Origin of the sequence: Methanocrinis sp., from assembly GCF_049974945.1 — an archaeon.
Taxonomy (GTDB): Archaea; Halobacteriota; Methanosarcinia; order Methanotrichales; family Methanotrichaceae; genus Methanocrinis.
This window is the reverse complement of record NZ_JBNGCU010000169.1, coordinates 1-1,794: the sequence shown is the minus strand read 5'-3', so window position 1 is coordinate 1,794 and position 1,794 is coordinate 1. Positions and strand designations below refer to the sequence as shown.

Annotated in this window: 1 protein-coding gene; it reads left to right on the top strand. The window is 65.7% G+C overall.

Features of this window, described 5'->3' with window-relative positions:
- A partial coding sequence (locus ACP5EL_RS10215; RefSeq protein WP_428402406.1) for a sodium:solute symporter family protein occupies positions 1–1,788 on the top strand: 1,788 nt, incomplete at its 5' end.
- Positions 1,789–1,794: the final 6 nt, after the last annotated feature.

Below are 1,794 nucleotides of genomic sequence, written 5' to 3'. Positions count from 1 at the left end.
GCCAACATCGGCCTCTCGGCCGCGGCCTCCTGGCTGACGGCGAGCGCCCTCCTCCTCGCTACCGGCCTCTTCCTCTTCATCGGCGTCGGGTCGGTCTGGATCTGGGCCTTTCCCAACGTCGCGGGCCTCTTCATCATCGCGATGATCGCAAAGAGGGTGAAGAACATCCCGGCGATGACCCAGCCTGAGCTCCTCGAGATCAGGTACCACCCTACGGTCAGAGCCCCGGTGGCCCTGGCCATCTCCATCACCATGGTCCTCTTCGCGGTGACCGACTTCATCGGGTTCAAGCTGGTCCTCGCCACCTTCTTCGGCGTTCCGCCCCTCTACGCGGTCCTGATAATGGCGGTCGCGGTCTCCATCTACGTGAGCCTGGGGGGCTTTCGGGCCGTCGTCTGGACCGACGCCGTCCAGTTCGTCTTCCTCGCGGGGGTCGCGGTGGCCGTCGCCATCCTCGCGACGAGGGCCTCCCTGGATGCCGGGACGACCCTCGCCGCGGCCTCGGCGTCCCTCGGCGCCGACTGGTGGAACCTCTTCATCCTGGGCGGCGTATCCGGAGCCCTCGTCCTCCAGCTCGCCCTCCTGCCGGGATGGGTCGCAGAGCAGGACCCCTGGCAGAAGATCTGGGCGGCCCGCGACGAGAGGTCCGCCAGGCGCGGGCTCATCCTGGGAGCTCTCCTCCTCGGCGTCGTCTACCTAGCCTGCTTCGTCGCCGCCGTCGCCCTCCGGGCGATCTATCCGCTTCCCGGAGGGGAGATCGAGGCCGAGATGCTCTACCTCGCCTTCATTCAGGAGAGCCTGCCCGGAGGGCTGGTCGCCCTCTTCGCCATAGGCTTCGCCGCGGCCTCCATGTCCTGCGCCGACACCTTCGCCACCTCAGGAGCATCGTGCATCTCAAGAGACATAGTCCAGAGGCACATCAGGCCTCAGGCGAGCATGAAGGAGATGCTGGTCATAAACAGGATCCTCGTCATATTCATGATCGCGATCGCCGCGGCCATCGCCATGAGGGTAGAGAGCATCGTCGAGGCGGTGATCATAGCGACGGTGATCGGGACGACCTCTTACTTCTTCCCCATAATGGGCGGCCTCTTCTGGAAGCGGGCGACCCGGTGGGGGGCCCTTGCAGCGGTGATCGTCGGCGGTGGAACCCAGATCGCCCTCATATCCTACGAGAAGCTCCTCCTGAGGGCGCCCCTGGAGACTGCGGCGCCCAAGCTCGCGAGCTACGGCCTCCTCGCCGAGCATGGCGTCCTCATAGGCCTGTCCCTCAGCGCCCTCGTCTTCATAGGGGTCTCCCTCGCCACGGCCAGGCCCGAGCCCGCGAGGCTTGCCCCCTTCTTCTCCGACGTGGGGCGAGAGGTCTACGGCGACGGGGCCCTCGCCGCCGACCGGACCGACCCCGAATATGGAAAGATCGCATCCAGGATCGAGGAGAAGATCTCGGGCGAGAGAGCCCACCTCCACCTCCGGCTTGAAGTCGCGCCCCTCTTGGCCGACGGCGGCAGGATCGACGGAAAGCTCGAATGGACCGAGTTTCTGGATAGGCTTGAAAGAGATCACAATGCCTGGCTTGAGCTCACCGGCAAGGACACGATCTACAGGCTCACCCAGGCCGACATGCTCGCCTCGGTGAAGATGGTCCGCGCAGATCGCCTCTCCATCTGGCTCTCGGCCGAGCCGAGGAGGGAGCTGGTGGAGAGGCAGAAGGACGAGATCTACCTCTCCTACCGAGAGATTGAGGAGACCCTCCTGGGCCTGGGCCTCTCGGCGACGCCCTCCAGATGAGAGGGG